Origin of the sequence: Paenisporosarcina sp. (genome assembly GCF_049671445.1) — a bacterium.
Lineage (GTDB): Bacteria > Bacillota > Bacilli > Bacillales_A > Planococcaceae > Paenisporosarcina.
The window spans coordinates 1-24573 of sequence record NZ_JBATUX010000067.1; the positions used below are offsets into that span (position 1 = coordinate 1).

General features: G+C 38.6%; 25 protein-coding genes and 1 riboswitch. Of the genes, 23 read left to right on the forward strand and 2 right to left on the reverse strand.

Annotated elements, in window-relative coordinates; translation table 11 throughout:
• Positions 1 to 750 (reverse strand): ribonuclease HIII (rnhC, locus tag WBG45_RS09160; RefSeq protein ID WP_424413931.1); only part of this gene is annotated, 750 nt, incomplete at its 3' end.
• Between the two features lie 89 nt (positions 751 to 839).
• On the opposite strand from rnhC, the gene zapA reads away from it, so the two are divergent.
• From zapA to WBG45_RS09230, 14 genes are all read left to right on the forward strand, one after another.
• On the forward strand, positions 840 to 1100 hold the full coding sequence (zapA, locus tag WBG45_RS09165) for a cell division protein ZapA (protein WP_424413933.1): 261 nt from the start codon (positions 840 to 842) through the stop codon (positions 1098 to 1100).
• Positions 1101 to 1104: 4 nt separating this feature from the next.
• Positions 1105 to 1644, forward strand: a complete 540-nt coding sequence (locus WBG45_RS09170) for a CvpA family protein (RefSeq protein WP_424413935.1) — start codon at positions 1105 to 1107, stop codon at positions 1642 to 1644.
• Between the two features lie 90 nt (positions 1645 to 1734).
• On the forward strand, positions 1735 to 3438 hold the full coding sequence (gene polX, locus WBG45_RS09175) for a DNA polymerase/3'-5' exonuclease PolX (protein ID WP_424413937.1): 1704 nt from the start codon (positions 1735 to 1737) through the stop codon (positions 3436 to 3438).
• A 32-nt stretch (positions 3439 to 3470) separates the two neighbouring features.
• The gene (locus WBG45_RS09180; protein ID WP_424413938.1) at positions 3471 to 5834 is read left to right on the forward strand and encodes an endonuclease MutS2; all 2364 of its coding nucleotides are present in this window, start codon (positions 3471 to 3473) and stop codon (positions 5832 to 5834) included.
• A 99-nt stretch (positions 5835 to 5933) separates the two neighbouring features.
• On the forward strand, positions 5934 to 6347 hold the full coding sequence (locus WBG45_RS09185; protein WP_024534287.1) for a DUF350 domain-containing protein: 414 nt from the start codon (positions 5934 to 5936) through the stop codon (positions 6345 to 6347).
• A 218-nt stretch (positions 6348 to 6565) separates the two neighbouring features.
• Positions 6566 to 8263, forward strand: coding sequence for a long-chain-fatty-acid--CoA ligase (locus tag WBG45_RS09190; protein WP_424413940.1), 1698 nt, complete (start codon positions 6566 to 6568; stop codon positions 8261 to 8263).
• Between the two features lie 87 nt (positions 8264 to 8350).
• Positions 8351 to 8932 (forward strand): TetR/AcrR family transcriptional regulator, encoded by a 582-nt coding sequence (locus WBG45_RS09195; RefSeq protein WP_424413942.1) that lies wholly within the window; start codon positions 8351 to 8353, stop codon positions 8930 to 8932.
• An 18-nt stretch (positions 8933 to 8950) separates the two neighbouring features.
• The gene (locus WBG45_RS09200) at positions 8951 to 9724 is read left to right on the forward strand and encodes an enoyl-CoA hydratase (protein WP_424413944.1); all 774 of its coding nucleotides are present in this window, start codon (positions 8951 to 8953) and stop codon (positions 9722 to 9724) included.
• A 25-nt stretch (positions 9725 to 9749) separates the two neighbouring features.
• Positions 9750 to 10523: an electron transfer flavoprotein subunit beta/FixA family protein gene (locus WBG45_RS09205; protein ID WP_424413946.1), complete on the forward strand. Its 774-nt coding sequence runs from the start codon at positions 9750 to 9752 to the stop codon at positions 10521 to 10523.
• Between the two features lie 38 nt (positions 10524 to 10561).
• Positions 10562 to 11536 carry an electron transfer flavoprotein subunit alpha/FixB family protein gene (locus WBG45_RS09210; protein WP_424413948.1) on the forward strand — a complete coding sequence of 325 codons (975 nt, stop codon included), beginning with the start codon at positions 10562 to 10564 and terminating at the stop codon, positions 11534 to 11536.
• Positions 11537 to 12208: 672 nt separating this feature from the next.
• Positions 12209 to 12523, forward strand: coding sequence for a thioredoxin (gene trxA / locus WBG45_RS09215; RefSeq protein WP_424413950.1), 315 nt, complete (start codon positions 12209 to 12211; stop codon positions 12521 to 12523).
• An 87-nt stretch (positions 12524 to 12610) separates the two neighbouring features.
• On the forward strand, positions 12611 to 14401 hold the full coding sequence (gene uvrC / locus WBG45_RS09220) for an excinuclease ABC subunit UvrC (RefSeq protein ID WP_424413952.1): 1791 nt from the start codon (positions 12611 to 12613) through the stop codon (positions 14399 to 14401).
• 76 nt (positions 14402 to 14477) lie between these two features.
• A riboswitch (Lysine riboswitch) is annotated at positions 14478 to 14659 on the forward strand.
• A gap of 104 nt (positions 14660 to 14763) precedes the next feature.
• Positions 14764 to 15987 carry an aspartate kinase gene (locus tag WBG45_RS09225; protein ID WP_424413954.1) on the forward strand — a complete coding sequence of 408 codons (1224 nt, stop codon included), beginning with the start codon at positions 14764 to 14766 and terminating at the stop codon, positions 15985 to 15987.
• A gap of 59 nt (positions 15988 to 16046) precedes the next feature.
• Positions 16047 to 16418: a DnaJ family domain-containing protein gene (locus WBG45_RS09230; protein WP_424413971.1), complete on the forward strand. Its 372-nt coding sequence runs from the start codon at positions 16047 to 16049 to the stop codon at positions 16416 to 16418.
• 188 nt (positions 16419 to 16606) lie between these two features.
• Here the strand turns inward: WBG45_RS09230 and WBG45_RS09235 are convergent, their stop codons facing one another.
• The gene (locus WBG45_RS09235) at positions 16607 to 17020 is read right to left on the reverse strand and encodes a YslB family protein (protein ID WP_424413956.1); all 414 of its coding nucleotides are present in this window, start codon (positions 17018 to 17020) and stop codon (positions 16607 to 16609) included.
• 256 nt (positions 17021 to 17276) lie between these two features.
• On the opposite strand from WBG45_RS09235, the gene WBG45_RS09240 reads away from it, so the two are divergent.
• The 9 genes from WBG45_RS09240 (at position 17277) to WBG45_RS09280 (ending at position 24499) form a co-directional block, all read left to right on the forward strand.
• The gene (locus WBG45_RS09240; RefSeq protein WP_424413958.1) at positions 17277 to 17906 is read left to right on the forward strand and encodes a succinate dehydrogenase cytochrome b558 subunit; all 630 of its coding nucleotides are present in this window, start codon (positions 17277 to 17279) and stop codon (positions 17904 to 17906) included.
• A gap of 53 nt (positions 17907 to 17959) precedes the next feature.
• Entirely contained in the window at positions 17960 to 19717 is a 1758-nt protein-coding gene (gene sdhA, locus WBG45_RS09245) for a succinate dehydrogenase flavoprotein subunit (protein WP_424413959.1), read from the forward strand.
• 2 nt (positions 19718 to 19719) lie between these two features.
• Entirely contained in the window at positions 19720 to 20496 is a 777-nt protein-coding gene (gene sdhB, locus WBG45_RS09250; protein WP_424413961.1) for a succinate dehydrogenase iron-sulfur subunit, read from the forward strand.
• 477 nt (positions 20497 to 20973) lie between these two features.
• A complete protein-coding gene (locus WBG45_RS09255; RefSeq protein WP_424413963.1) occupies positions 20974 to 21420 on the forward strand; it encodes an acyl-CoA thioesterase in 447 nt (148 codons plus the stop codon).
• A 62-nt stretch (positions 21421 to 21482) separates the two neighbouring features.
• Entirely contained in the window at positions 21483 to 21707 is a 225-nt protein-coding gene (locus tag WBG45_RS09260) for a helix-turn-helix domain-containing protein (protein ID WP_024534303.1), read from the forward strand.
• Positions 21708 to 21783: 76 nt separating this feature from the next.
• A complete protein-coding gene (locus WBG45_RS09265) occupies positions 21784 to 22239 on the forward strand; it encodes a MarR family winged helix-turn-helix transcriptional regulator (RefSeq protein WP_424413973.1) in 456 nt (151 codons plus the stop codon).
• Positions 22240 to 22249: 10 nt separating this feature from the next.
• A complete protein-coding gene (gene racE, locus WBG45_RS09270; RefSeq protein ID WP_424413965.1) occupies positions 22250 to 23047 on the forward strand; it encodes a glutamate racemase in 798 nt (265 codons plus the stop codon).
• 100 nt (positions 23048 to 23147) lie between these two features.
• Positions 23148 to 23906 carry a ribonuclease PH gene (rph, locus tag WBG45_RS09275; protein ID WP_424413967.1) on the forward strand — a complete coding sequence of 253 codons (759 nt, stop codon included), beginning with the start codon at positions 23148 to 23150 and terminating at the stop codon, positions 23904 to 23906.
• Positions 23903 to 24499: an XTP/dITP diphosphatase gene (locus WBG45_RS09280; RefSeq protein ID WP_424413969.1), complete on the forward strand. Its 597-nt coding sequence runs from the start codon at positions 23903 to 23905 to the stop codon at positions 24497 to 24499. Before rph ends, WBG45_RS09280 begins: the two co-directional genes overlap by 4 nt.
• The last annotated feature ends 74 nt before the right edge of the window (positions 24500 to 24573 follow it).

A 24573-nucleotide genomic window follows, 5' to 3' on the forward strand; every position in this document is an offset into this window, starting at 1 on the left:
TAAAAACGCGACGCGAGCTAAGATGGAAGCAGCTGCAACCGAGACGTGAAGTTGTTCAGCTTTCGTTGAAAACAAGACATTTTCACGAATAATTTCCTTTTCGGCTTTCACATGGTTGTAGTAAATACCACGTTCAGCAAATTGATCAATTAAAATGAATTCAGGTTTTTCAGGAGCAATTTTAGTGAGCACATGTTTCAATGCTTGATTATGTAACAAGGCTTTTATTTTTCCTTGAGACCAGCCTTTTGCTTGCACCGTGTTATATTTTTCATTGCCAAGTACCAAAATTTTGTAAGTAAGAGCATCTTTTAAATCAGGAGCAATTTTGCGCATCAAATCATCTGTTAACATTTTCGAGTCTTTTACACCTAGAAATTGTATGAGTTCAATTTTTTCCGCAGGCACGTAACAAGCCGCAACCGTCATGGGACCAAAAAAATCACCAGTTCCAGTTTCGTCCGAACCAAGTACTGATTTCAAAGCAAAATCTTCTGGCAAGGTATCGCCTTTTGCTGAACTAATTTTTTTAGCAGATTTTTCTTGAGTCGTACCCCAGCGCATCGCTTCTCTAGTCGCACCTCCACCTTGAAACAAAACTTTACCTGATTTATAAGCAGTAATAGAAGTGTCTGATAGCTTGGCAGCAAAGATGACTCCTGGCGCATTGCGCTCAATTCGGTTAGTAGCATAATGAGACATCACATTTTTCATTTGAGATGTTGATAGCAAAAGTACTTCGTTTGACATAATCACTTTCCTTTCTAATGGTGTGTATTCCCAAGTCTAGCTATTTCATGGTATGATATATACTAGGATTTTGATGAGGAGGTTACCCTTTGTCAGAGCAACATAAAATACGAGTTTCAGTAGATATTTATGGGCAAATGTATAAAATGGTCGGTTCTGAAACGAGCGGTCATATGCGTCTAGTTGCTTCAATGGTTGATGATAAAATGCGAGAAATTAATTCGCACAATCCCTCATTAGATAGCGCAAAACTAGCAGTTCTTACTGCTATTAATTCGGTGCATGATTATGTTAAATTAAAAGAACAACTTGAACAACTAGAAGAAGAAATCAAAAGGTTAAAGGGCTGAATAAATGTTAGATATTATTATTTTACTTGCTTTATTAATAGGGTTATTCGTAGGTGCTAAACGTGGACTAATTGTCCAACTGATACATATGACTGGTTTTATCATTGCGCTTGTAGTTGCCTACACGTATTATAAACCACTCGCAGAGAAATTTGTGTTATGGATTCCATATCCAACAGTAGATTCGAGTTCAAGGCTTACATTTGCAATTGATCGCCTTGATTTGGATCAAACATTCTATCAATTAATTGCATTTGCACTTATCTTTTTTGTTGTAAAATTTGCATTGCAACTAGTTGCATCCATGTTTGACTTCCTATCATACTTACCAGTGTTAGGCTTCATCAGTAAAATCACTGGAGCAATTTTAGGATTTATTGAATTTTATGTTTTATTATTTATCTTAATTTATGTAGTGGCATTATTGCCAATCGAACCTTTCCAAAGTTTAATCGAAAACTCTAATCTAGCTGAGTCTATGCTTACAAATACTCCATTTATATCAGAGACGGTTAAAAATTGGTGGTACATCTATACTGAATGATAACTTCTCTCTTCCCGAGAGGAGTTTTTTTTAGAGGTAGTTTAAAAAGTCCACTTCTCTAAGAATGGCTTAAAGACTGGAGGAATAGAGATGAATAAAAAAGTCGTTATCCGAACTTTAGATAAAATTGCTTTATATATGGAATTAAAAGGTGAGAATCCATTTAAAGTCTCTGCATTCCGTAAAGCGGCACAAGCTCTCGAACTTGATGCGAGAAGCTTAGTAGAAATAGAAGATGTCACCAAATTAAAAGGCATTGGCAAGGGGACTGCTGCTGTTATTGAAGAATTGAAAGAAACAGGAAAGTCTTCAGAACTGCAAGTTTTAGAAGAATCTGTACCAAGTGGTTTATTGCCTCTATTAAAACTTCCGGGTTTAGGTGGCAAGAAAATAGCGAAGTTATATCAAGAACTCGGCATAGATTCTGCAGAGTCTTTAAAACAAGCTTGTGTGGATGGAAAAGTATCGTCATTAGCAGGTTTTGGCGAAAAGACACAAGTGAAAATCTTGAAAGAATTAGATCAGTTTGAATCTAGGCCAGACCGTTTACCTATTTGGCGTTTCGAGACGGCAGTGCTAGTAATTGAAGACATCTTAACTAAAATCACGCAGATTGACAAATTTTCAGTGGCAGGTAGTTTTCGCCGAGTTAAGGAAACGAGTAAAGATCTCGATTTCATCATTGCCACTAGGGATATAGTTGCAGTGAGAGAAGCACTATTAAAAGAGTTACCCGTTAAGGAAATTATTGCGGCAGGAGATACAAAAGTTTCAGTTACCATTGATTTAGAAGAATTAATTGATGTTGATTTCCGTTTAGTAGAACCAGCTGCATACATAACAGCGCTTCATCATTTCACTGGTTCAAAAGATCATAACGTTAAGCTCCGTCAAATCGCTAAATCTCAAGGGAAGAAAATTAGTGAGTACGGAGTGGAGCAGGAGGATGGTTCAAATCTAACATTTGAGTCTGAACATGATTTCTTTGCGCATTTTGGACTTCCTTATTTTCCACCCGCTGTCCGTGAAGATTCAAAAGAGTTTGACCGACAAGATGAGTTGAAAGATCTCATCCATGTGGAATCGATTAAAGCGGATTTGCACATGCATACTACCCATTCAGATGGTGCTCATACCTTGCGTGAAATGGTTGAAGCATGTGTGGCAAAAGGGTACACTCATATGGCGATTACAGATCACTCACATTATTTACGTGTAGCAAATGGTTTATCTGCTGAACGTTTACGCGACCAAATGAAAGAAATTCGTAAATTACAAAAGGAGTATCCATCCATTCACATTTTGGCGGGTACTGAAATGGATATTTTACCGGATGGTTCGCTAGATTTTGATGATGACCTTCTATCAGAACTCGATTTTGTTATCGCTTCGATTCATTCAAGTTTTAGCCAACCACAAGAAAAAATAATGGAACGTTTATTTACAGCGATGAAAAATAAACATGTCGATATGATTGCTCATCCAACTGGGCGTATTATTGGTCAACGTAATGGCTATGAACCAGACGTTTCACAATTAATTAAGTGGGCTGCTGAATATGGCAAAATTCTAGAATTAAATGCGAACCCGCATCGACTAGATTTAGCTACTGAATATTTAATTGAAGCTCAAAACTTAAACGTACCGATTGCCATCAATACAGATGCACATGCTATAGAACAGTTACGATTCATGGAAATCGGCGTGAAATATGCACAAAAAGCATGGTTAAAAGAAGACTTGATTGTCAATACATGGTCTTATGATAAATTGAAGAATTACTTAAACGATTAAATGTCATTATATAAATTAAGGAGGTGTTTTGAATGATTACCAAACGCGCATTGAAAACACTCGAATTTGATAAAGTGAGAGACCAAGTTGCGAATTTTTGTACATCCTCACTAGGTCGAGCACAATTAGATTTACTTGAACCTTCTATCGTCTTAGAGGAAGTCAAACGATTGTTAGATGAAATGGATGAAGGTCTTGATCTTCTACGCGTACGTGGAAACGTACCGATGGGTGGCATTTTTGATGTGCGAGGACATGCGAAACGAGCGCAAATAGGCGGTATGTTAAGTCCAACTGAACTAATGGAAATAGCGAGTACCATTCGTGCCAGTCGTATATTACGTCAATTTCTTGAAGCAGTAGAAGAATCGGAAGATATTAAAATCCCGTACTTTATCGAACGAAAACAAGCACTACCAATCTTAACATCTCTTGAACATGAAATCATTGCGTGTATTGATGATAATGGAGCTGTTTTAGATAGTGCAAGTACACAGTTGCGAACAATTCGTCAGCAATTACGTTCTCAAGAAAGCCGAGTTCGTGAAAAATTAGAAAGTTATACACGTGGTAAAAATGCTTCAAAAATGTTATCAGACTCTATTATCACCATACGAAATGATCGTTTTGTAATCCCGGTTAAACAAGAATACCGTGGAAACTATGGCGGAATTGTTCATGATCAATCATCATCAGGGCAAACGTTATTTATTGAACCTGATGCAGTCGTGCAAGCGAATAATGAAATTCGTCGACTGAAAATGAAAGAGCAAGAAGAAATCGAGCGGATTCTTTTGGCCTTATCACTAGAAGTGCAAACCGTAGCGCATGAGTTATTTGGTCTAGTCCAAATATTAGGGGAAATTGATGTTATTTTAGCAAAAGCAAAATATGGTCAAGCCCATAAATGTACGAAACCAACAGTCAACGATAATAGTATCATTCGATTAGTAAAAGCCCGTCATCCATTATTGAATATTGAAGAAGCAGTTGCGAATACCATTGAATTTGGCGATGATATCACGGCTATTGTCATTACTGGACCAAATACTGGTGGTAAAACAGTTACGCTTAAAACAGTAGGTCTTTGCACATTAATGGCACAAGCTGGCCTACCTATTCCCGTATTAGATGGTTCTGAAGTGGCCGTATTTGACCAGATTTTCGCCGATATCGGTGACGAGCAATCAATTGAACAAAGCTTGAGTACATTCTCGTCTCATATGGTCAATATTGTTGATATTTTATCGAAATTCGATGAGCGCAGCTTAGTGCTATTTGATGAACTTGGAGCGGGTACAGACCCGCAAGAAGGGGCAGCACTTGCTATTTCCTTGTTAGATGAAGTTCATGGTCGAGGTGCGCTGGTCATGGCAACGACTCATTATCCAGAATTAAAAGCATACGGCTATAACCGACCAGGTGTCGCGAATGCTAGTGTGGAGTTTGATGTAGAAACATTAAGTCCGACGTATAAATTATTAATTGGGGTACCTGGTCGCAGTAATGCATTTGAAATTTCAAAACGACTTGGATTGCCAAAACATATTATTACACATGCTCAATCATTTACAGGGACAGACCGTCACGAAGTTGAATCGATGATTGCTTCGCTTGAAGTCAGCCGTAAACAATCTGAAAAAGATGCAGAACAATCCAGTTTATTACGCATTGAATCAGAGAAGATTAAAGCTGATTTGTCGACTGAATTACAACAACTTGAAGATCAAAAAGAGAAGCTCGAACAAAAGGCTAAAGATAAGGCGCGTAAAATTGTAGACGAAGCAAGAAGAGAAGCAGAAGGCATCATTGCAGAACTTCGAGCCATGCAAAAGAATGCGGCACATGTTATTAAAGACCATGAATTAATTGATGTCCGAAAACGTTTGGAAAAAGCAACTCCAGAAAATACGGTATTGAAGAAACAACAACAAATTAAAGCGCGCCAAATGACTTTAACTAAAGGTGATGAAGTAAAAGTCTTGAGTTATGGTCAAAAGGGAATCTTGTTGGATAAAGTTTCAAGCACGGAATGGAGTGTCCAAATCGGGATTTTGAAAATGAAAGTTGCTGAATCTGATTTGGAGTATCTGAAACCAGAAAAGGAAAAACAAACAGTTGCAATGTCCCATGTTAAAGGTCGAGATACTTACGTAAAATTAGAACTAGATTTACGTGGAGAACGATTTGAAGATGCCATTCTTAGAGCTGAGAAATACATTGATGATGCTGTTTTGTCTAGTTATCATCAAGTTTCGATTATTCACGGCAAAGGAACAGGTGCACTAAGACAAGGAATTCAACAGTTCTTGAAAAATCATTCGCGTGTAAAAACGTATCGATTTGGTGAAGCGGGCGAAGGCGGACATGGTGTTACCATCGTAGAATTAAAATAAATGGCTCTGTTCTAGCTACTATTTAGTTTTGGTTTCAGGTATTTGAAACCAAATCGCGTTTCATACGTAAAAGCTAGAAACGTTTGAAGGAGTAAACATATGTTAAGTATGAATTTTTGGCAACATCCCTTAGTAGAGACGGCTGGATATTTTAGTGTCGTTGTGTTGTGTTTAATATTGACGATGGTATTGTTTGAAATCGTTACGAAATATAAAAACTGGCAAGAGATTCAAAAAGGTAATGTCGCAGTTGCAATGGCGACTGGAGGTAAAATTTTTGGTGTAGCGAATATTTTTCGATATTCCATCGAAAATCATAATTCACTTCCAGAAATGATGGGGTGGGGTTTATACGGGTTCGGCTTACTCATCATCGCATATTTCTTATTCGAATTTTTAACCCCAAAATTCAATATTGATCGTGAGATTGAAAATGATAATCGTTCTGTTGGGTTCATTTCTCTATCCATTTCTGTTGGATTGTCATTTGTTATCGGTGCGAGTATTTCTTAGGAGTGGTAGTAGTGGAAAAATTAGCAAAAGTTTTACTTGTGGTATGTATCGGATTTTTCATTGTTGGCATCATCTATTTATATGGAAAATGACAAAAGTAGCATGGGATATGTAAAATGTCCCATGCTTTTTTTAATATAAATTGAAAGCGGATACATGTTTCTCTATAATATAGAATAGGAATATTCAAACGATTATAAAAAAGGGGGAAAAAGAAAATGACAACAAAACCTTGGTTGGCGCAATATCCACCCGAAATACCGCATACACTATCGTATGAAGCAATTCCAGTTCAAGAGTATTTGACACGCGCTTATCAAAATTATCCAGAAAAAGTTGCCATTCATTTTCTAGGGAAAGATATTACGTATCAAGAGCTCTATGAATCTTCTTTAAAGTTTGCTAATTATCTACGATCCCTTGGCATCCAAAAAGGTGATCGTGTTGCGATTATGTTACCGAACTGCCCTCAAAATGTTATTGGGTATTATGGAATTTTGTACGCAGGGGCTATTGTTGTTCAAACCAATCCACTGTATACGGAACGAGAAATTGCGTACCAAATGAAAGACTCTGGTGCAAAAGCCATTCTTTCTCTCGATATCTTGTACCCACGTATCTCTAAAGTGATAAAAGAAACTGATTTAGAAAACTTGATTATTACCGGTATTAAAGATTACCTACCGTTCCCGAAAAATTTGCTTTATCCATTCGTGCAAAAGAAACAATATGGTTTTACGGTCAAAGTAGAACATCGAGGAATGAATCACTTATTCCCTGAAGTGATGAAAGTAGGGAAAGCTGAAAAAATCGATGTGCCTTTTGACTTTGAAGAAGATGTGGCGATTTTGCAATATACAGGGGGTACCACTGGATTCCCTAAAGGCGTTATGTTGTCGCATAAAAACTTAATTTCAAATGCTACGATGTGTGATGCTTGGCTATACAAGAGTAAAAAAGGCGAAGGTACAATTTTAGGAATTCTCCCATTCTTCCATGTTTACGGGATGACGACCGTGTTAATTTTATCTGTCATGCTTGGAAACCGCATGGTACTATTACCTAAGTTTGATGTTGAGTCAGCTTTGAAAACCATTGATAAACAAAAACCAACGTTATTCCCAGGTGCTCCAACGATTTATATTGGATTATTAAATCACCCGGACATCGCGAAGTATGATTTATCATCTATCGAAGCTTGTTTAAGTGGTTCCGCGCCGTTACCACTTGAAGTTCAAGAAAAATTCGAAAAAGTTACAGGTGGTAAGTTAGTAGAAGGTTATGGCTTAACAGAGTCATCTCCTGTTACGCATGCTAACTTTGTATGGGCAAATGAACGCATTAAAGGATCAGTTGGCGTTCCATGGCCAGATACAGATGCAGCTATTTTCCAAGTGGATTCAACAGACCCAATGCCAGTAGGCGAAATTGGTGAGATTTGTGTACGTGGTCCGCAAATTATGAAAGGCTATTGGAATCGACCAGAAGACACTGAACATACAATGCGTGAAGGTTGGTTATTAACTGGTGACTTGGGGTATATGGATGATAAAGGTTACTTCTATGTAGTAGATCGTAAGAAAGATATGATTATTGCAGGTGGATACAATATTTATCCGCGTGAAATAGAAGAAGTACTATATGAACATCCGGCCATTCAAGAATGTGTTGCAGTAGGAGTACCAGATCCTTATCGTGGAGAAACCGTTAAAGCTTACATTGTTTTAAAAGAAGATGAACAAGTTACTGAAGAAGAGTTAAACGCATTCTGTAGGGAGCACTTAGCATCATTTAAAGTTCCTCGTATATATGAATTTAGAAAAGAGTTACCGAAAACTGCAGTAGGGAAGATTCTTCGCCGTACATTAGTAGAAGAAGAAAAAGAAAAACTTAAAGAAGCAAGTGCGACTACGTAACATATCTTGACAACAGTAGTTCTTCAGTCTAAGATGGAATTGTGAATGAACGTTCATTCACAATTCTTTTTTTTGGTGGTGATATCTTTGAAACGAGACAAACCGAAGTTTAAACAAATAATCGACGCAGCCGTAGTCGTGATTGCGGAAAATGGGTATCACCAAGCGCAAGTTTCCAAAATCGCGAAACAAGCAGGCGTCGCTGACGGAACCATTTATTTGTATTTTAAAAATAAGGAAGATATTTTAATATCAGTCTTCCAAGAAAAAATGGGTCTTTTTGTTGATAATTTGCAAAACATTATTAAGGATGGCACAACTTCGTCAGACAAACTATTGAAAATGGTAGAAAATCATTTTCGTGTGCTAGCGACAGATCATCATTTAGCTATCGTGACTCAGTTAGAATTACGCCAGTCCAATAAAGAAATTCGTTTGAAAATTAATGAAGTGTTAAAAGAGTACCTTATGTTACTTGATGATATCTTGATTGAAGGTATTGAAAATGGCGAATTTAATGAAGAATTGGATATTCGTCTTGCGAGACACATGGTCTTTGGTACAATTGATGAGACGATTACTACTTGGGTAATGAACGAACAGAAGTATGATTTGATGAAATTAGCTCCTAAAGTTCATAAATTATTACTCGGTGGTATGAAAGCATAAGTGAAGGGATGGACGTCTATGGAATTTTTAAGTTGGACAGTAGAAAATCACGTTGCGAAAGTAAGGATTAATCGACCATCAGCGAATGCATTATCACGCGCCCTTATAGTCGAAGTAAATGAATTAATGGATGCTGTTGAGCATGACGAAAGTGTTCGTGTCATTGTTTTACACGGAGAAGGTCGTTTCTTCTCAGCTGGTGCAGACATTAAAGAATTTACTCAAATTAAAACAGGAGAAGAATTCTCAGCATTAGCTGCTAGTGGTCAAGAAATATTTGAACGTCTAGAACGCTTCTCGAAACCAGTGATCGCATCTATTCATGGTGCTGCTCTAGGTGGCGGACTTGAACTTGCAATGAGTTGTCACATGCGTATCGTATCTGAAAATGCTAAACTAGGATTGCCTGAATTACAGCTTGGCTTAATTCCAGGTTTTGCTGGAACTCAACGACTTCCTCGTTTAGTGGGGATGCCTAAAGCAGCAGAAATGTTGTTAACGAGCGAACCGATAAGCGGTTTAGAAGCCGTTAAATGGGGCCTTGCAAACCGTGCTTTTGCAGAAGAAGAGTTACTTGCGAAAACAATGGAACTTGCGACGAAAATTGCGAAAAAAAGTCCAGTTGCCATGAAGGCTGCAATTGAAATGCTACAATACGCGAAGACTTATGCGTATAATGAAGGTGTGAAAGCTGAAGCACAGTCTTTTGGAACCGTTTTCATCTCTGAAGACGCTCAAGAAGGAATTTCTGCTTTTATTGAAAAACGTGAACCATTGTTCAAAGGAAAATAATCACTAGTATTGGGAGGTTTGCAACATGAATATTTATGTGTTGGTAAAACGTACATTTGATACAGAAGAAAAAATTGTCGTTTCAGGTGGCAAGATTCAAGAAGACGGCGCAGAATTCATCATCAATCCTTACGATGAATATGCAATCGAAGAAGCAATCCGAGTTCGTGAAGCTCACGGCGGCGAAGTGACTGTTTTAACAATGGGTGGAGAAGAAGCTGAAAAGCAACTTCGTACAGCACTTGCAATGGGCGCTGACAAAGCAGTTCTTATTAATACTGAAGACGATTTAGATGAAATGGATCAATTTACAGCTGCTCAAATTTTAGCTGATTACCTTAAAGACAAAAATGCAGACTTAATTTTAGCTGGTAACGTTGCAATTGATGGTGGATCTGGACAAGTTGGACCACGTGTTGCTGACTTATTAGACATCAACTATGTAACTACTATTACTAAATTAGAAATAGATGGTACGACAGTTAATATCGTTCGTGATGTAGAAGGCGATTCTGAAGTAATTGAAACTTCATTGCCACTTTTAGTTACAGCACAACAAGGGTTGAATGAACCACGTTATCCTTCATTACCGGGGATTATGAAAGCGAAAAAGAAACCGTTAGAAGAAGTAGAATTAGATGATTTAGATATCGATGAAGATGATGTTGAAGCTAAAACGGAGACAATTGAAATTTACATGCCTCCTAAAAAAGAAGCGGGTCGAGTATTACAAGGCGATCTATCTGACCAAGTACAAGAATTAGTACAATTACTTCGTACAGAAGCAAAAGTTATTTAATTTAAACTAAAGATTTTGTAATTGGAGGGAAACACATCATGACAAAAAAAGTAATCGTATTAGGTGAAGCACGTGAAGGCGCTTTACGTAATGTATCTTTTGAAGCTATCGCTGCAGCTAAGAAAATTTCAGGCAGTGGAGAAATTGTAGCTGTTCTTTTAGGAGACTCTGTACAATCTCTAACAACTGAAATGATTCATTATGGAGCAGACCGTGTGGTAACTGTTGAGCATCCACATTTAAAAACATATACTTCTGACGGCTTTAGCCAAGCATTCATGGCGATCGTTGAAAGTGAGCAACCAGACGCAGTTGTTTTCGGACACACTGCACTAGGGAAAGATTTATCTCCTAAAGTAGCAAGTAAATTAAAATCAGGTCTTATTTCTGACGTAACTTCTATCGAAGGCGAAGGCGCAGATGTTGTATTTGTTCGCCCAATCTTCTCAGGTAAAGCGTTTGAAAAAGTGAAAATCAAAGACGGCATTGATTTTGTAACGATTCGTCCTAACAACATCGAGCCTCTAGCACATGATTCTAGCCGTTCTGGAGACGTTTCTGCTGTCTCTGTTGACATTACGAACCTTCGTACCATTATTAAAGAAGTCGTGCGTAAATCAACTGAAGGCGTTGATTTATCAGAAGCGAAAGTTATCGTTGCTGGTGGTCGTGGCGTGAAGAGTGAAGATGGTTTTGCACCATTACAAGAATTAGCAAACCTTTTAGGTGGAGCAGTTGGAGCATCTCGTGGAGCATGTGACGCTGATTACTGTGATTACTCACTACAAATTGGTCAAACTGGTAAAGTAGTAACACCTGATTTGTATATTGCAGCAGGTATTTCTGGTGCGATTCAACATTTAGCGGGTATGTCTAACTCGAAAATTATCGTTGCGATCAACAAAGATCCTGAAGCGAATATTTTCAAAGTGGCTGATTACGGAATCGTTGGGGATTTATTCGAAGTCATCCCAATGTTGACGGAAGAATTCAAAAAACTAAAAGCTAATTAATTCTACATAAAGGGGCTGTCCTAAGAGTCGTAACATATGACTAAGGGCAGTTTCCTTTTTTTTAGTGGGGTAGATTTCAGTTGCAGATGGACGCTTTCCGCGGGCATGGCCTCTGCCTCCTCGACGAGCAAGCTCGTCTGTGGGGTCTTCAGCTCATGCTATTCCCGCAGGAGTCGCCATCTTCCACTCCAATAAACTTATAAAGTCTTCATGTGGAATCAGATAATAGTAACTGGTTATAATTGTCAAATTTTGTTGTAGAAAAAAGAATTATATTCTAAACTTAGGGACTAACTATGCTGTCCTTTTTTTGTTAAAGAATGCTTTTAATATTGAAAAAGATAACGATAGAGTGCATTTGCGCATAGCATGGCAAGAGTGTGAAGTGTGAGACCCACAAGTATGTGGTTTTCATACTTGTTGGCTCTCGCGGAACGTGCGGTCATCGCAAATGTACGATAAAGCAGATGAATTGTTATAATACGTTTGTTTCGAAATTGAGGAGAAGAGGGTACATGATTCATATCGCTTCTGCTTAAATGCTTGAACACAAGAAAGTTGAGTGTTCACCCTGTTCATTTTAACTTTAAAAAGGTTGAGCAAAAAAGTAGTAGCGTTAAATTCAAGATGCTATACTTCGTTTAGAGTTTGTATTTGAAGGAGGAATTTTTTATGGCAATTGTACACGGAACTGATCAAAGTTTTTCAAGTGAAATTTCAGATGGTTTAGTATTAGTAGATTTTTGGGCACCTTGGTGTGGACCATGTAAAATGATCGCTCCAGTTTTAGAGGAATTAGATGCTGAAATGAGCGAAACAGTTAAAATTGTAAAAGTTGATGTTGATGTTAACCAAGAAACTGCTAGCAACTTCGGAATTATGTCAATTCCAACATTAGTACTTTTCAAAGATGGGCAACCAGTTGATAAAGTAGTTGGCTTTAACCCGAAAGAAGCATTAGTAGAACTAGTTAATAAACACGCTTAGTAAACAGTAATAAAAGTAATAGTAAGATAATATTAAAAACCGGGTACCCATGGGCACCCGGTTTTTTTTCAACAGGTGATGACAATTATGAATGAATTAATTCAACAAAAATGCGCAATTTTACCAGACCATCCTGGTGTTTATTTAATGAAAGACAGACAGGGTACGATTATTTATGTTGGTAAAGCAAAAGTATTAAAAAACCGTGTGCGCTCATATTTCACGGGTAGCCATGATGGGAAAACACAACGTCTCGTCAATGAAATTGTAGACTTTGAATATATCGTGACTTCTTCTGACATTGAAGCACTTATTTTAGAATTAAATTTAATCAAAAAACATGATCCGAAATATAACATTATGTTAAAAGATGATAAAACGTATCCTTATATAAAAATAACAGGTGAAAAACATCCGAAATTAATTACGACCAGACAAGTCAAAAAGGACAAAGGAAAATATTTTGGTCCTTATCCGAATGCCTATGCCGCGAGTGAAACGAAAAAACTACTTGATCGGTTATATCCATTGCGAAAATGTCCGACTTTACCAGACCGAGTCTGTTTGTACTATCATTTAGGTCAATGTTTAGCACCTTGTGTAAAACCAATTGAGCAAGATTCCTACCGCCAAATTATCGATGAAATTACACGTTTTTTAAATGGTGGATATCAACAAGTCAAACAAGAACTAACTGAAAAAATGTCTTCAGCTGCAGAGAACTTGGAGTTCGAGCGTGCAAAAGAATACCGTGATCAAATCACACATATTGAAACGGTCATGGAAAAACAAAAAATGACGACGAATGACTTTACGGATCGTGATATTTTTGGCTATGCCATCGATAAAGGGTGGATGTGTGTTCAAGTTTTCTTTGTGCGACAAGGTAAGCTAATAGAACGAGATGTATCGGTATTTCCGTTAATACAAGATCCTGATGATGAATTTTTAACATTTTTAGGTCAGTTTTATGATCAACCTCATCACATAAAACCTAAGGAAGTATTGTTGCCGCTTTCAGTTGATTTAGAATTAGCTAAGCAATTGCTTGAAATCAAAGTCGCTTCTCCAAGTCGTGGAAAGAAAAAGCAAATGATTGAATTAGCGACTAAAAATGCCGAAATTGCCATACGAGAGAAATTCCAGCTTATTGACCGCCAAGAACAACGAACGATTGGTGCGGTAGAAGAACTAGGTGTAGCCATGAACATTGCACCGCCACTTCGAATTGAAGCATTCGATAACTCTCATATTTATGGGGCCGATGCGGTTTCAGCGATGGTTTCGTTTATAGATGGCAGACCGAATAGAAAAGACTATCGTAAATACAAAACAAAAACCGCAGCACGTCATGATGATTACGGTGCGATGCGAGAAGTAATTCGACGTCGTTATACACGCGTGTTAAATGACAACCTACCTTTACCTGATTTAATAGTCATTGATGGTGGGAAAGGGCAGATGGAAAGCGCACGAGAAATTATAGAAGACGAATTAGGATTATCAATTCCTATTGCAGGTCTAGCAAAAGATGCGAAACACCAAACCTCGTCTTTGTTATACGGAGAACCTCCAGAAATCATTCCGTTGAAACGAACGAGTGAAGGCTTTTATTTACTTCAACGAATTCAAGACGAAGTGCATCGATTTGCGATTACTTTCCATCGACAACAACGAGGGAAGCAGACTATTGCCTCGGCTTTGGATGGATTTGAAGGCATCGGCCCGAAACGTAAAAAAATGTTACTCAAACATTTTGGTTCTGTAAAACGTATTAAAGAAGCTTCTGTTGAAGAATTAAAAGGATCGGGATTGCCTTTGCAAATTGCAGAATCCATGTCCGAATACTTTAAAAACGAGTCATTGTCAAAAGAGTAATCTTATGATATTGTTGACTCACTGAAATTGAATCACTAATGAAAGTTCAAAAGTACTTTTGAACATACATCTATTAAGTGGTGATAGAGGTGCGAAAATCATCAGTAGCCTGCATGAGGATGAACAGATCCTTCGACTGTAGATGAAAGGGAAATTCGCCGAAGTACGACATTGACTGTATCTAATGTCGCACTGGTTTTGCATTGAACAAATGCAGGATTGTCAGAATCTAATCGATTCTGGAGGGCTATCTTCACATGGACGTTTCTTTTAAAACGGTCATGCATGGAGGCAGCCTTTCGCGAATATTCGTGGATAGGCTGTCTTTTTTAGCTTCTTTGGAAATAAGGGAGAGTTTTACATTGAGTCGTATAGTCATGAAATTTGGAGGAACATCAGTAGGCAACACAGAACGAATTCGAAACGTCGCTAAACGCATTATTGGCGAAACTTCGAAAGGGCATGAAATTGTTGTGGTGGTATCAGCTATGGGTAAAACCACTGATGAATTGATGCGATTAGCGCAAGATATATCAGCAGAACCTTCAAAACGTGAAATGGATATGTTGTTATCAACAGGAGAACAAGTGACGATTTCTTTACTAACTATGGCTTTGCAAGATATGGGGCAAAATGCGGTGTCATTTACGGGTTGGCAAGCAGGGATTGGGACAGAAGCAGTTCATCGCAACGCACGAATCGAGCATATTGATACTGTCCGTATTGAACAAGCATTGACTGCTGGACAAGTGGTGGTAGTTGCCGGTTTCCAAGGAATGGACGCATTTGGTGAAATTACGACACTCGGACGTGGGGGCTCTGATACAACGGCTGTAGCAATAGCAGCAGCGATTCAGGCGGATCAATGTGATATTTATACAGATGTCGATGGAATTTATACGTCAGACCCACGTTACGTAGATGGTGCTCGGAAATTACAGGAGTTATCATATGATGAAATGCTCGAGCTTGCCAATTTAGGAGCGGGTGTATTACATCCTCGTGCTGTTGAATTTGCAAAGAATTATTCCTTGCCACTTAGTGTGCGATCTAGCTTAAGCGAAGAAACAGGTACGATATTATTGGAGGAACCCACATTGGAGAAAAACTTAATTGTGCGCGGTGTTGCGTTTGAACCGGAGATTGTTCGTATGACGGTAGCATATGAAGTGCCATTTAACGGCTCTCTCGCGAAAATATTCACAACACTTGCTAAACATCATGTAAACGTTGATATTATTGTTCAAAGCATCATGGAAGGCATTCAACCAAGCGTGTCATTTTCCATTAAAAAAGAAGATTTTGCTGAAGCAGTTCAAGTGTTAGAAAGCAATAAAGTTGAACTTGGTTATCAGTCGATGAATTATGAAGTCGGGTTAGCCAAAGTGTCAATTGTTGGATCTGGCATGGTATCAAATCCAGGGGTAGCTGCTCATATGTTTGATCGACTATGCATTGAAGGGATTCCAGTGAAAATGGTAAGTACATCAGAAATTAAAGTGTCGGTGGTTGTCCCTGAAAGTGACATGTTAAAAGCGACGAATGCCTTGCATGATGAATATGGTTTGACTGCAGTTCGAGTATAAGGAGATTTCATGATATGATGGGAATATATAGGTCATTATCATGAGAGGCAGTGGTGGAAATGAACTGGCATATCGTGGAGGATTTAATTAAAAAAGCACAACTTGATGGGCAGTTTGACAATTTACCAGGCGCGGGAAAACCTTTACCACCAGATGAATTTGCTCATTACCCAGAAGACATACGTATGGTCATGCGTATCTTGAAAAACTCAGGCCATGATGAAGAAGCTCAATTTATTAAAGAAGAAATGAGCGATCTGCAACATCAAATGAAAAAATCATTGGGTAAAGAAAAAACCGAGTTGGAACAACAATACAATGAAAAACTAACTCAAATGAACCGGATGTTATCGAAAAAAGGAATTCAAACAAATAGTAGCGCATTTAAACAATATCAATCTCAAATGAGCGATAGATTTAAATGGGATTAAAAAAAGCTGACAGTTTCTTCTTTGGGAAGAAACTGTCAGCTTTTTAGTATTCAGTGTGAGGTCAAGAAAGTGACGTAGGAAAAAAGACGGTTCACGTAGGAAAAATGAGCATCGACGTTGGGAAAAATGTGCTTCACGTAGGAGAAATCTCGATCGACGTAGGAAAACATCAAACATGCTGTAGTCTATTAAACTTTTTCTTTTAAATCCCATTTCACATGAAATTGGATAAAGTTTTTCTTAATAAATTTCTCTTCGAAGCACTCAGTCAAGAAACCGCCTAATTTTTGTTGTTGTTGCGCTAAAAAGCCAGCTTCTAAACGGAAACAACGCTTGTCAATTTGAAGTGCATCTGGTTCGCCAGTGAGTGTATAAAATGCTTCATCTTTTGAGAGACGATTAAGAGTCAACGTACCCCAGCCCGCTTCCTCAAAAAATGAAGTTGTTTCTTCCATAGAAAACATTTGAAACTTACGTGCTAATTCTTTTCCTGACCAATATAAAATATCATCTTCATGCTTGCCTAAAATTGTCGAAAGTACATGATCTCTAATTAATTCATATCCAAAAGCTGGTACTGTTTTTGTATCTGTCATTGTCATTTAAATCCCGCTTTCTAACTAAATTAACGATAAACTTTACTAATATAAGAATTAATCATGGACAAGGTAGGAAAAAGATGCGAAATCGAGTAATATCCTGCATTTTTAAGTCATGTGTAGTAGGCTACCTTGCCTTGACGCTCCCTTATGATGGGAGTACAATAAACATGTCATAATATTGTACCATGATGAGATATTCAGTCAATGTTGCTTTCGGTTCATACGAAGGCTTGAACTTGTCTGTCTATTTTTAGTAATGAGGGGGGTAACAGTCTTGTCGAAAGATAGTGAATTTTATTTACGCCGGTTACATTCTTTACTTGGAATTATTCCAGTAGGATTGTTCTTGGCACAGCATTTGGTTATTAACCATTTTGCAACGCAGGGACCTGAAGCATTTAACAAAGCTTCGCACTTTATGGAAAGTTTACCATTCGTATTATTTTTAGAATGGTTTGTTATTTACCTGCCTCTAATGTTCCATGCGTTTTATGGTGTGTACATATCATTTACAGCAAAAAACAACACACAGCGTTATGGTACATTCCGTAACTGGATGTTCTTTTTACAACGTATTACAGGAGTTATTCTTGTCGTATTTATTGCATGGCATATATTCGAGACAAGATTCCAAAAAGCAATTGGTGCTGATGAAGTTAACTTTGACATGATGGCTGATATTTTAGCAAATCCATTGATGTTTGCATTCTACATCGTTGGTGTAGTATCTGCAACATTCCATTTAGCAAACGGTATTTGGTCATTCTTGATAAGCTGGGGTATCACTCAATCACCTAAGTCACAACGCATTTCAACTTACGTGACGATCGGTATCTTCTTAGCATTGACAGTAATCGGCGTTCGTTCACTTCTTGCATTCGTGTAAAAAGTTTCTTTAAAATCGCTTGATTACTATTTAAAAGAGGAGTGAGAGAAATCATGGCAAAAAGTAAATTGATTGTTGTCGGCGGCGGACTTGCCGGTTTAATGGCAACAATTAAAGCGGCCGAACAAGGTACGCCTGTTGAATTATTTTCTATAGTACCGGTTAAACGTTCACATTCAGTGTGTGCGCAAGGCGGGATTAACGGAGCTGTAAATACAAAAGGTGAAGGCGACTCAACTGCTAAACACTTTGACGATACAGTATATGGCGGAGATTTCTTAGCAAACCAACCGCCTGTACAAGCAATGACAGAAGCTGCACCTAGCATTATCCATTTATTAGATCGTATGGGCGTTATGTTCAATCGTACACCAGAAGGTTTACTAGATTTCCGTCGTTTCGGTGGAACAATGTACCATCGTACAGCATTTGCTGGTGCAACAACTGGCCAACAATTATTGTACGCACTTGACGAACAAGTTCGTCGTTTTGAAGTAGATGGCCTTGTAACGAAGTATGAAGGATGGGAATTCCTTGGTGCTATTCTTGACGACGACGGTGTTTGTCGTGGAATCATGGCACAAAGCTTAACAACAATGGAAATCCGTGCTTTCCGCGGTGATGCGATTATTATGGCTACTGGTGGACCTGGTATCATTTTCGGTAAATCTACGAACTCTGTTATCAACACAGGCTCAGCAGCATCTATTATCTATCAACAAGGTGGACATTACGCGAATGGTGAATTCATTCAAATTCACCCTACAGCGATTCCTGGGGATGACAAGCTTCGTTTGATGTCTGAATCAGCTCGTGGTGAAGGTGGACGTGTTTGGACTTACAAAGACGGAAAACCTTGGTATTTCCTAGAAGAAAAATATCCTGCTTACGGAAACTTAGTACCACGTGATATCGCTACTCGTGAAATTTTTGATGTGTGTGTAAATCAAAAGCTTGGCGTTAATGGTGAGAACATGGTGTACCTAGATCTTTCGCATAAAGATCCGAAAGAGTTGGATATTAAACTTGGTGGAATCATTGAAATCTATGAGAAATTCATGGGTGACGATCCACGTAAAGTGCCAATGAAAATTTTCCCTGCTGTTCATTACTCAATGGGCGGATTATGGGTAGACTACGATCAAATGACAAACATTCCTGGTATTTTTGCTGCAGGTGAATGTGATTACTCTCAACATGGTGCAAACCGTCTTGGAGCGAACTCATTACTTTCTGCAATTTATGCTGGTATGGTTGCAGGTCCGAACTCTGTAAATTACATGAAAAAATTAGACAAGCGTGCTGAAGATATGCCTTCTACTATTTTTGATGCACACATCGCTAAAGAGCAACAAAAATGGGATGATACAATGGCATTAAATGGTACTGAAAATGCTTATGTCTTGCATAAAGAGCTTGGCGAATGGATGACTGACAACGTAACAGTTGTTCGTTACAACGATCGTTTAAAAGCTACTGATGAAAAAATTCAAGAACTTCTTGAACGTTATAACAACATCAACATCAACGATACACAAAAATGGTCGAACCAAGGCGCAACGTTTACGCGTCAGTTGAAAAACATGCTATACTTGGCTCGCGTAATTACACTGGGTGCACTTAACCGTGATGAGAGCCGTGGCGCTCATTACAAACCAGACTTCCCAGAACGTAATGACGATAAATTCATGAAAACAACGATGGCGAAGTTCGATCCTGCTACAGGTGCGCCAGTCTTCCATTATGAAGATATCGATGTTTCTCTAATTGCACCTCGTAAACGTGACTATTCAGCGAAAGGGGATAATTAATAATGAGTACAACAACTGCTACTAAAACAGTCGTTCTCGAAATCCTTCGCCAGGATACAACCGATGCTACGCCATATTGGGAAAAATTTGAGTTAGATTATCGTCCAAATATGAACGTAATTTCTGCTTTAATGGAAATTCGTCGTAACCCTATAAACGCTGACGGTAAACAAACTACGCCAGTAAACTGGGATATGAACTGTTTGGAAGAAGTATGTGGTGCTTGTTCTATGGTTATTAACGGTAGACCACGTCAGTCATGTACAGCTCTTATTGACCAATTAGAACAACCAGTTCGCTTGGAACCAATGAAAACATTCCCTGTCGTTCGCGATTTAATTGTAGATCGTACACGCATGTTTGATTCATTGAAAAAAGTGAAAGCTTGGGTTCCAATTGATGGTACGTATGATCTTGGAGAAGGTCCACGTATGCCTGAACGCAAACGTCAATGGGCATATGAATTATCAAAATGTATGACTTGTGGCGTATGTTTGGAAGCTTGTCCAAACGTAAACGACAAATCAGATTTCATGGGTCCTGCACCGTTATCACAAGTTCGATTATTCAATGCACATCCAACTGGTGCTATGAATAAGGACGAACGTCTAAATGCCATCATGGGTGATGGTGGACTTGCTAATTGTGGTAACTCGCAAAACTGTGTAGTTGCTTGTCCAAAAGGAATTCCTTTGACAACATCGATCGCAGCTTTAAACCGTGATACATCAGTTCAAATGTTCAAAAACTTCTTCGGAAGCGACCACATGGTTGACTAAGAAGAGTTCTAATTTGGAAGCCTCTCGCTGTTGCGAGAGGCTTCTTTTTGTTTTGGTGAAGAATGTGGAATTAGGAGGGAATTGGATAGTTGCGACAATAAGAACAAAAGTAGCGACGATAATACGAAAAGTTGCGACGATATTGATGAAAGTTGAGACAATAACCAAAAATGTCCTGATCCTACAAACGGTATGTATGAAAATCATAATTTGTCAGCCCAGCGGTTTCGCGAAAGTCTGCTTTTTTGTGAGGAAAATCGAGTGGAATTAGGAGGGAATTGGATAGTTGCAACGAAAACAGAAAAGTTGCAACCAAATAGCAAAAGTTGCAACGAAAACAGCAAAGTTGCAACGAAATCCCTAAATACTATGAATCTCCCATTAAATCTTTTCACTTCTAAAGAAACTTTGTTACAATAATAAATAACAATGAATCACCATTCATTTTATTACTTTCAAATAAAGGGGCTAACATGTATGCGTGCAGATTATATACAAGATCCAGAGCAATGGGCAAGTGGATTCCATTTTTCAGTTCCTGTTCAAGTTCGTTTTAGTGACACGGATATGTATGGTCATTTGAACAATACCTATAATTTTTCTTATTTTGAATTTGCGCGAATTGAGTATTTTAAACACATCGGTTTAATGAACGATTGGCTTAATCCAAAAGGACTTACGATCCCAGTTGTTGCAGACCTACAATGTGATTATGTGAAGCAAGTTTTCTTTGATGAAAAACTTCAAATTCATGTAAAGGCTGCATCTGTCGGGAATTCGTCTGTCGACATCCACTACCATGCGACAAATGAAAAAGGGGACACGGTTTTCACAGGTAGAGGTTCTATTGTGCAAATTAATAAAGCCACTGGAAAAGGTTCACCTTGGAGCGAAGAAGAAAAATCATTATTCCTACCCAATTAGCCGTCACCGCTACTCCTCTTTTTACATACGTTACAAGGAAGAGTGGATAGGAGGGGCGTATTTTGTCAGAAAGAGCACATCATCGTTCATTATTAACAGGACGAGAACGAGAGATTTTTCAATTGTTAGTGCGTGATTATTCAACGAAAGATATTTCTATTCAACTAAAGATCAGTGAAAAGACAGTGAGAAATCACATCTCGAATACCATCCAAAAGTTAGGCGTATCCGGTAGATCTCAAGCAATCTTAGAACTTTTACGACTGGGCGAACTTGCTCTAGACTGAGTAGGTCTTGCCAATTTCCACTAAAGCCGTCACAATGAATATACAAGTACATGTATTCAGGGAGTGGAAGTTACAAATGACGGAGCAAATTTCGAAGAGACATAATCAAGAACAAGTAGCCTTCTTAGAGAAAGAATTACGATATATCTCAGGCATCATTAAGCAAAAAGGGCGCAAAATTTTAAGCAATTATACAGTTACACCACCACAATTTATCGCATTGCAGTGGCTTTTTGAACATGGAGATATGACAATTGGTGACCTTTCGACCAAAATGTATTTAGCCTTCAGTACGACAACTGATTTAGTTGACCGTATGGAAAAAAACCAACTCGTCATGCGAGTTCGTGATGAACAAGATCGACGTGTAGTTCGCATTCATTTATTAAAAGAAGGCGAGCGTATCATTGAAGAAGTAATTCAAAAACGCCAAGATTATTTGCAAGACATCTTGTCTGATTTTGAGGCGCCAGAAGTACAACAATTATCGATGTTATTACAAAAACTTCATGTAGAAATGAAAGAGGATTGAGGCGAGTCTCGTGAATGCACCTATCGGCGTGATCGATTCGGGTGTTGGCGGCTTAACGGTTGTCAAAGAACTCATGCGACGATTGCCGAATGAGCAATTTCTCTACATTGGAGACACAGCGAGATGTCCATATGGCCCGCGTTCAGCAAGTGAAGTGCGGAAATTTACTTGGCAAATGGCAGAAGAATTAAAAGCTCATTCCATAAAAATGCTCGTTGTCGCATGTAATACTGCTACAGCAGTCGCACTCGAATCTTTACAAAAAAAATGTCCGTTCCCAGTTGTGGGTGTTATTTTCCCGGGAGCGAGAGCAGCAATTAAAGCTACTAAACGATCAGAAGTATGTATATTAGGCACGTCAGGTACGATTCAAAGTGGCGCTTACGAGCAAGCTTTGAAATCTTTATCATCTTCGTGTCATATCGTACCGCTTGCGTGTCCTTCATTTGTTCCCCTTGTTGAAAGTGGTGAATATGAAGGTGACTTTGCAAAAGAGTTAGTGAACAAGACACTCGAACCATTGCTAAAAGAATCGTTTGATACGTTAATATTAGGGTGTACGCATTACCCACTATTACAACATCATATAGAACAAGCGGTTGGTCCGGATGTGACAGTTTTATCGTCTGCTCAAGAAACGGCTGATGATGTGGAAGAAATTCTAAGTTATTTTAGTCTGCAAAGAAACGGTGAGAATATGAACCCTCACATGTTCTTTACAACGGGTTCTATTCCCATGTTTAAAACTACCATTAGCAAATGGCTTGAAATATCAAATCCAATGATCCAACAAATATCGCTTCACTAAAACCCGGAATTCCTTGAAAAAGGAATCTTCGGGTTTTGATTCGTTTACAGAAAATGTGATACGATAAAAGCGCGAACGTATTCAAGGAGGCAATTAACATATGAGACATGATGGACGAAATATAAAAGAACTTAGACCGGTAACAATTGAAACAAATTATTTGGTACACCCAGAAGGCTCGGTTTTGATAACAGTAGGGCAAACAAAAGTTATTTGTACGGCAACAATTGAAGAACGCGTTCCACATTTCTTGCGGGGACAAGGTAAAGGGTGGATTACAGCTGAGTATTCGATGTTACCTCGAGCAACTGGTTCTCGAACTCAACGTGAAGCATCAAAAGGCAAAATTGGTGGACGTACAATGGAAATTCAACGCCTTATTGGACGAGCATTGCGAGCAGTAGTGAATCTAGAAGCTTTAGGCGAGCGCACATTGTGGATTGATTGTGACGTCATTCAAGCAGACGGTGGTACACGAACAGCTTCAATTACAGGCGCGTTTGTTGCAATGACAATGGCAATTGCCAAATTACAAGATGAAAAACAACTGCCGGTTTTCCCTGTTACGGATTTCTTAGCTGCAACGAGCGTAGGGATTGACGATACGTTAGGTGCTATCTTGGATTTAAACTATGTCGAAGACTCATCTGCTAATGTCGATATGAATATTGTTCAAACTGGTTCAGGTCGATTTGTTGAATTACAAGGCACAGGAGAAGAAGCTACGTTTACAAGACAACAATTAAACGAACTTCTTGACCTTGGTGACGTAGGAATTCAACAATTAGTATCGATTCAAAAAGAAGTGCTCGGTGAAATTGCCGATCGAATTGGTTTAGACGCAGGGTCTTTATCATGAAGCAAGTAATTATTGCTACTAAGAATAAAGGCAAAGCAAAAGACTTTGAAGCCATTTTTAATCCATACGGTTTTAAAGTTTTGACTCTCCATGATGTAGCACAAGACATGGACGTAGAAGAAACAGGGACAACGTTTGCAGAAAACGCCATTTTAAAAGCGGAGGCGCTTGCTGAGCGCTTGCAAACGTTTGTTATTGCAGATGACAGCGGACTCGAAATCGACGCGTTAAACGGCGCTCCAGGGGTCTATTCGGCAAGGTATGCTGGCTCTGATAAAAGTGACGAAGCCAATATGGAAAAAGTATTGACTGAACTTGCGCATGTAGATGACAATAAACGTACAGCTCGATTCTGTTGTGCAATTGCTCTAGCAGGTCCAGGCATGGAAACGAAAACTGCCTTTGGTACATGCGAAGGTGTCATTGCGCATGATAGAAAAGGAACAAATGGCTTTGGCTACGATCCTATTTTCTTTGTACCAGAGTTAGGGAAAATGATGGCGGAGTTACAACCTAAAGAAAAAGCGGCTATTTCTCATCGTGGAAATGCAATTAAGAAAATTGAAGAAGAACTACCAAACTTGTTGAGATAAGGTGGGCGAGTGGATGCGTATTGTAGTGATGAGTGACACACATGGAGAAACGAATTCAATTGATCAAGTCAGGC

Bases quoted from the DNA above. Each gene is read 5' to 3' on its own strand.
- WBG45_RS09170 (WP_424413935.1), top strand. From the start codon at position 1,105: ATGTTAGATATTATTATTTTACTTGCTTTATTAATAGGGTTATTCGTA.
- polX (WP_424413937.1), top strand. From the start codon at position 1,735: ATGAATAAAAAAGTCGTTATCCGAACTTTAGATAAAATTGCTTTATAT.
- WBG45_RS09180 (WP_424413938.1), top strand. From the start codon at position 3,471: ATGATTACCAAACGCGCATTGAAAACACTCGAATTTGATAAAGTGAGA.
- WBG45_RS09185 (WP_024534287.1), top strand. From the start codon at position 5,934: ATGTTAAGTATGAATTTTTGGCAACATCCCTTAGTAGAGACGGCTGGA.
- WBG45_RS09190 (WP_424413940.1), top strand. From the start codon at position 6,566: ATGACAACAAAACCTTGGTTGGCGCAATATCCACCCGAAATACCGCAT.
- WBG45_RS09200 (WP_424413944.1), top strand. From the start codon at position 8,951: ATGGAATTTTTAAGTTGGACAGTAGAAAATCACGTTGCGAAAGTAAGG.
- WBG45_RS09205 (WP_424413946.1), top strand. From the start codon at position 9,750: ATGAATATTTATGTGTTGGTAAAACGTACATTTGATACAGAAGAAAAA.
- WBG45_RS09210 (WP_424413948.1), top strand. From the start codon at position 10,562: ATGACAAAAAAAGTAATCGTATTAGGTGAAGCACGTGAAGGCGCTTTA.
- trxA (WP_424413950.1), top strand. From the start codon at position 12,209: ATGGCAATTGTACACGGAACTGATCAAAGTTTTTCAAGTGAAATTTCA.
- uvrC (WP_424413952.1), top strand. From the start codon at position 12,611: ATGAATGAATTAATTCAACAAAAATGCGCAATTTTACCAGACCATCCT.
- WBG45_RS09230 (WP_424413971.1), top strand. From the start codon at position 16,047: ATGAACTGGCATATCGTGGAGGATTTAATTAAAAAAGCACAACTTGAT.
- WBG45_RS09235 (WP_424413956.1), bottom strand. From the start codon at position 17,020: ATGACAATGACAGATACAAAAACAGTACCAGCTTTTGGATATGAATTA.
- WBG45_RS09240 (WP_424413958.1), top strand. From the start codon at position 17,277: ATGAGGGGGGTAACAGTCTTGTCGAAAGATAGTGAATTTTATTTACGC.
- sdhA (WP_424413959.1), top strand. From the start codon at position 17,960: ATGGCAAAAAGTAAATTGATTGTTGTCGGCGGCGGACTTGCCGGTTTA.
- sdhB (WP_424413961.1), top strand. From the start codon at position 19,720: ATGAGTACAACAACTGCTACTAAAACAGTCGTTCTCGAAATCCTTCGC.
- WBG45_RS09255 (WP_424413963.1), top strand. From the start codon at position 20,974: ATGCGTGCAGATTATATACAAGATCCAGAGCAATGGGCAAGTGGATTC.
- WBG45_RS09265 (WP_424413973.1), top strand. From the start codon at position 21,784: ATGACGGAGCAAATTTCGAAGAGACATAATCAAGAACAAGTAGCCTTC.
- rph (WP_424413967.1), top strand. From the start codon at position 23,148: ATGAGACATGATGGACGAAATATAAAAGAACTTAGACCGGTAACAATT.
- WBG45_RS09280 (WP_424413969.1), top strand. From the start codon at position 23,903: ATGAAGCAAGTAATTATTGCTACTAAGAATAAAGGCAAAGCAAAAGAC.